The 4,960-nt window shown below is 57.5% G+C and carries 7 protein-coding genes and 1 pseudogene; 6 read left to right on the top strand and 2 right to left on the bottom strand.

The genetic code is table 11. The features are described from left to right. From F7R02_RS27420 to F7R02_RS27435, 4 genes and pseudogenes are all read left to right on the top strand, one after another. A pseudogene (locus F7R02_RS27420) lies at nt 1-118 on the top strand (IS5-like element ISCARN85 family transposase); the annotation flags it as partial. A 29-nt stretch (nt 119-147) separates the two neighbouring features. After that, nucleotides 148-1,533: a replicative DNA helicase gene (locus tag F7R02_RS27425; protein ID WP_078588746.1), complete on the top strand. Its 1,386-nt coding sequence runs from the start codon at nt 148-150 to the stop codon at nt 1,531-1,533. Nucleotides 1,534-2,042: 509 nt separating this feature from the next. Beyond that, entirely contained in the window at nt 2,043-2,696 is a 654-nt protein-coding gene (locus F7R02_RS27430) for a hypothetical protein (RefSeq protein WP_078588747.1), read from the top strand. 2 nt (nt 2,697-2,698) lie between these two features. Then, entirely contained in the window at nt 2,699-3,415 is a 717-nt protein-coding gene (locus F7R02_RS27435) for a hypothetical protein (RefSeq protein WP_078588749.1), read from the top strand. On the opposite strand, the gene F7R02_RS27440 is transcribed toward F7R02_RS27435, so the two are convergent. Beyond that, nucleotides 3,412-3,534, bottom strand: coding sequence for a hypothetical protein (locus F7R02_RS27440; protein WP_268874961.1), 123 nt, complete (start codon nt 3,532-3,534; stop codon nt 3,412-3,414). The two genes, F7R02_RS27435 and F7R02_RS27440, sit on opposite strands and share 4 nt — an antisense overlap. Nucleotides 3,535-3,747: 213 nt before the next feature. On the opposite strand from F7R02_RS27440, the gene F7R02_RS27445 reads away from it, so the two are divergent. Both F7R02_RS27445 and F7R02_RS27450 read left to right on the top strand, forming a co-directional pair. Then, nucleotides 3,748-4,119 carry a hypothetical protein gene (locus F7R02_RS27445; RefSeq protein ID WP_208789139.1) on the top strand — a complete coding sequence of 124 codons (372 nt, stop codon included), beginning with the start codon at nt 3,748-3,750 and terminating at the stop codon, nt 4,117-4,119. Nucleotides 4,120-4,264: 145 nt separating this feature from the next. Next, complete coding sequence (locus F7R02_RS27450) at nt 4,265-4,837, top strand: hypothetical protein (RefSeq protein WP_235857262.1); 573 nt, start codon at nt 4,265-4,267, stop codon at nt 4,835-4,837. Here the strand turns inward: F7R02_RS27450 and F7R02_RS27455 are convergent. Continuing rightward, nucleotides 4,834-4,960, bottom strand: a 127-nt coding sequence (locus tag F7R02_RS27455) for an integrase core domain-containing protein (RefSeq protein WP_151210081.1), incomplete at its 5' end; no start/stop codon positions are given. The genes F7R02_RS27450 and F7R02_RS27455 overlap by 4 nt on opposite strands.

Here is a 4,960-nt window from a genome sequence, read left to right on the forward strand (position 1 = left end):
ACTGTTCCGTCGCTTGAAAGGCTACCGCCGGATTTTCTCGCGCTTCGAGAAGCTGGATGTCATGTTCCTTGGATTCCTCAGCTTCGTCCTAGTCGTTGATGGGCTTCGGATGTGTTAACAGGCCCTAACGCATTCTGAGGAATCAACATGCAGGACGGTGGGAAGATACCAAAGCGCGGCGCAGATGGGGACCTCGCACGGCTCAAAATACCGCCTCATTCCGTAGAGGCTGAGCAATCCGTTCTGGGCGGCCTCATGCTTGTGCCGGAGACACTCGATGTTGTCAAGGATCTACTTGTAGAGGAAGACTTCTACAGACGAGACCATAGGCTCATCTACAGATCGATTTGCGAACTTGACGAAAAAGGTCAGCCGTACGATGCGGTGACCATGGGCACCTGGTTCGAGGAGCAGGGTCAGCTCGAATTGGTCGGTAACGGTGCTTACATGATCGAGTTAGCCAGCACCGTGCCTTCAGCCGCCAACATCGCGGGCTACGCCAAGATTGTGCGCGATCGTGCCCGCCTTCGTGAACTCATCGAGCACGGGACCGAAATCGTCAATGACGGCTACCACCCTGGCGGCCGGGAGACGGATGAACTCATCGCGATCGCTGAGCAGCGTATTTTCAGCGTGGCCGAAGGTGGGAGGGTGCGTCACACATACACAGACGTGACCACGGGTTTGAAGCGTGTCGTCACAACGCTACAGGAGCGCTACGAGAACGACAGCAGCATTATCGGTATTCCTACTGGTCTTCCTGAGTTCGATGAGATGACCGCCGGGCTGCAGGACACGGATCTAATCATCGTTGCGGCTCGACCTGGCATGGGTAAGTCTACGTTGGCCCAGGGGTTCGCAGAAAGCGCGGCTACGCGCTCGAAGAAAGCAGTTGCAATCTTCTCTATGGAGATGTCCTCAGACCAATGGTTCCTGCGCATGGTGGCAGCCGAAAGTCGCGTCGACGGACAGCGGCTCAAAACCGGCAAGCTGGAGGATGAGGATTGGGCGAAAGTAATGTCTGCCATGAAGAAGCTGCAAGGCCTCAAGCTATTCGTCGACGACTCACCAGCGCTAAGTCCAGATCTGTTGCGGTCAAAGGCACGTCGATTGAAGCGTGAACAGGATATTGGCCTGATCGTCGTCGATTACCTGCAGCTAATGATGGTCCCGGGATCGAAAGAGAATCGCGCGACGGTGGTAGCTGACATTTCTCGAAGTCTGAAAGCGCTAGCCAAGGAGTTGCGAGTTCCGGTGGTAGCACTGTCTCAGCTCAATAGATCCTTGGAAACACGGGCCGACAAGCGTCCCCTCATGGCAGACCTACGCGAGTCAGGCGGCATCGAGCAAGACGCGGACGTAATCGTCTTCATCTACCGGGATGACTACTACAACAAGGATTCCACCGAGAAGGGAATTGCCGAGCTGATCATCGGCAAGCAGCGCAGCGGCCCGACTGGGACCGTACGGGCAAGGTTCTCCGGAGGAATCACCAAGTTCGAGCCGCTGGGGTCGGGGGCGAACGACTTCTAACAGCCATACTCAGGGACGAAAAAGACATCAGGGCGGGCGACCGCCCTGTGTCCTTTAAGGCCGTGCTGAAAAACGCTGGCGGAGGTTGTCCTTCGCGTCCAGCCCTGCGTCGCGGATCTGGCCGAATGCTACCGGGTCAGCTACAGGCTTAGCCTGCGACTTGAGAAACGGTACAGCTAGCTGCTGGCGAAGCTGAGCCAGGGCGGAGCTGAGGGACTGAGGTGTGGCGGTATTTAGGCTCATGCCGAAGTCCTGGTGTATGCGTACAATTTACGTCAGGTTATACATGCTTGTAACGGCCAAACCCCCATGCACTACAGGGGATTTGGCCGATTGTGCGAGTCAGTTGGCAGAAATCAGCGCCCGGACGGTAACGCGCGGGCGCTGATTTAGCAACTAAAGTGTGCGGTCCGTAACGTTTCCGGGGGGGTGAACACGCCTCCTTGGGTCGGTGCGGGCCACTTTCATTGGCATATATGTTAGTATTATACACAGACAGGAGTAGCGCAATGCCCCTCAACCCGAAGCATGAGATCTATATCGTCGGCGTTAATGTCGACCGATACGTCGTGTATCGGGGGAGCAAGTCCAAGGATGCCAACTCTGAGCCCGCAGTCGTAAAGATCTGCCAGGGCGTCTACATGCAGAATGGCCTGGACGCAGAATCAGTGTTCAGTCGGTATGGTCTGCGTATTGCACATTACCTGACACCTTCAGCGACGATCAGCTTCTCCACCGCGTGGCACAAGGCCCCCAAGATGGGACGTGTCTTTGTCACTGGCCAATATCAATATGTGCGTCCCCTGTTCGGGGCCAGCGATCGGTACAACATTGTGCAGTCAGTGGGAAAGGTTGAGCCTGACAATCCCAAGCTGCATACGATAGAAACCTTTCGCGATCCGCTGGGCGAGTTCACGATGCTGTGCGACACGCCTGAATTGACTCTGTTGAACATGATGACCGCCACCAAGCGGCATTCGGAGAAGCACCTCAACAGCGAGGAAATGGATGAGTTGCTTGGCCATCTGATGAAGGAGCACGGCGGCAAGGCAGGCGTAGCATCGGCCCTGGAAGAAGTGGCGGTGATGGCGGAGCGGACGAATGAGCTTCGTCGCCTGATCGGGCTGCTCTATAGTCCGGGCAAAAGTTTTGTATCCAGCTGACTATGGCGAATTGGGTCGACCTGGCCGAGCATGACCTTGTGCTGCTTTGGCGGCCGAAGCCGGGTTGCCCGCATGCACGCCAGATGGTCTTGCAAACGGTGACGTCCGGCGGATGCATACCGCCGGACGTTGTAGAACTGGGCTTCTTGCCAGAAGGAGCGCAATACGTGCGGGATTCAACGGTGCTGCTTCCCGATGAATTTCTGCATATTTTCCCGCGGGCACGGATGATTGATGTTCCGCGTGATTTCTTCCAGCACAAGCCCGGAAGCAACATTGTTCACCTATCCGGAAGGCCCGCACCGGAAGTCGCCGCTCGCGTTTTCAGCCCGCATACCGCTGTAGACGTCGGGCTTATGCGATGGGCATTGACGCCTCTGCCGCGATTCATTCATGAGGCGCGCACGCTGATCGAAGATGGCGCTTCCGTGGTTTCATTCGGCGGGATGGAGAGGTTGACTCGAAAGAGAGGCACATCCGCTTTCCTCAAGTCTCTCATGCACGCGCTAGCGGTTCGTGCCGCGCGCGATGCCGGCGCGCAACTGCCCTTTCAAGTGATGGTCGATTACCCAGATTACGTTTACTTCGGCGGCGCTCGCCGAACTCACGCAGCCTACCGAGCCAACAGTCTCGTCGCGCGTCTGGCAGTCGCAGAGAGATTGAATAAGGGCGCGTGCGCCACGGTGGTCAGCACACACACACAGGGGTGCCCGACTTAGTGTTGCGCATAGAGCAAACGGATCGCCACGCCGAGCTGGTCGTGGCGCAAACATCCGTCGGCGCCGTAGGTATTGCCGGCGTAGCCACCGGTTTCGAAATCACGAGGGGACGACTTCACCTCGCGTGGACCAGCCAGGCGGAGCAGCGTGGATTCGACCCGCTGTTAGCGTCGCTTTTTTTGTCAAGCTTGCTAAGCGGCGGCTACGAAGCCGTCAACGTTCGTTGGGATCGCCCTGTATCCGGTGCGGAAAGGAGCACTGCGGCGGCCTGATCATGGGGAGTTACGCCCAGCAGCATGGGTGGGTGCTGAGCATTTGATTTGGATGTACCTATGCCCCAGTGGATTGACACCCAAGCGGACGGCGTTGCGCTGCTCGCGAGAACTAGCATGAGCGGCGGCAAAGAGCTCGTATTGCGCCGCATTCGCCCCGACACCGTTGTGCCAGATGCTGCCCTAGCCTACGGTTTTGAACCAGAGGGTGAGATTTTCGTCCGGAAAAACACCCGTTTTAGTCTGACGGAGATTCGTCGGATCTTTCCGGCTGCACAGGTTGCGGATATGGCGCTGGAGGACATCGTCTACCGCGTTGCCGCGCCAATAGCCAGGCTGGCCGTGCCGAACCGTCAGTCTTCGGCGCGGGCAGTAGAAGTGGGATCGGATCACCTCCGAATTAACCCATTCAATCCGTTGCAGAAAGCGTGATCGGTAGGTTTCCTTTCAATGTTTCCTCGATCATAGCGCCGGGCTTGGCTCGATTGCTAGCGTCCGCTTGCCCGTGAGGTAGATCGACGCTGGCACCGCTCCTCTGCGTAAACTGGACCGAAGCCATATCACCACCGAGTCAAGGATGAGCCGTCCCTATCTTTCCAGCTCCATCGATCAGCTCGAGGAACTGTTTTCCACATCCCAGAATGCCTCCCCGGTATTGCTCGCCATTGCGACCGAACTAGGGTTTAGAAGAACTGCACGGGCAAAAGAGTTGGAGGTCGAGGTCATGCAGACCTTGGCTCGCTTGAGCCCGGAAGCTGGGCAAGACCATCCTGCACCCCCATCGCAGGCCGAAGGTGCCACTGGCGACCGGGACAGGCTCTGGTCTCCACCTGTGGCTCCGCCTGACTCGTCACATCCCCCCAAAATTTATGCCAATCGCCCCAAGGATGTGCTTGCTGCGTGGTCTGCACTGGAGGTGCTGTCACCGCAGACGTATGACCGCCCTACCGACCTGGCGAAGGGGGACCGAGCCATTGTTTCTATCAGCGATGGCCGCCTGCCTTGGGACAGAGGGCCTGCGAGCTCGCGCCCCAGGCAGAAGATTTATTTCCATATCGTTTTGGCAACCATTCCTGCCGCACCCGCTTTCGCTGCATTGATCGACCGCTTCAAACGACGTCCCCCCACCCTGAGTAGTGGTTTGGTTTAGAGTCCGGGGGTAATGATATCGGTGTTTGCCAGATGTTGGGCATAAGCAGCCGGGGTCATGCCGCCGATCGCCTTCTTGGGTCGGTCCTCGTTGTATTCGCGTCGCCAGCGTTCGATTTCGGTG

This window comes from Xanthomonas cissicola (genome assembly GCF_008801575.1).
In the GTDB taxonomy this organism is placed as follows: Bacteria; Pseudomonadota; Gammaproteobacteria; order Xanthomonadales; family Xanthomonadaceae; genus Xanthomonas; species Xanthomonas cissicola.

Coding starts and splice junctions, on each gene's coding strand:
- F7R02_RS27430 (WP_078588747.1), top strand. CDS start 2,043: ATGCCCCTCAACCCGAAGCATGAGATCTATATCGTCGGCGTTAATGTC.
- F7R02_RS27435 (WP_078588749.1), top strand. CDS start 2,699: ATGGCGAATTGGGTCGACCTGGCCGAGCATGACCTTGTGCTGCTTTGG.
- F7R02_RS27425 (WP_078588746.1), top strand. CDS start 148: ATGCAGGACGGTGGGAAGATACCAAAGCGCGGCGCAGATGGGGACCTC.
- F7R02_RS27445 (WP_208789139.1), top strand. CDS start 3,748: ATGCCCCAGTGGATTGACACCCAAGCGGACGGCGTTGCGCTGCTCGCG.
- F7R02_RS27450 (WP_235857262.1), top strand. CDS start 4,265: ATGAGCCGTCCCTATCTTTCCAGCTCCATCGATCAGCTCGAGGAACTG.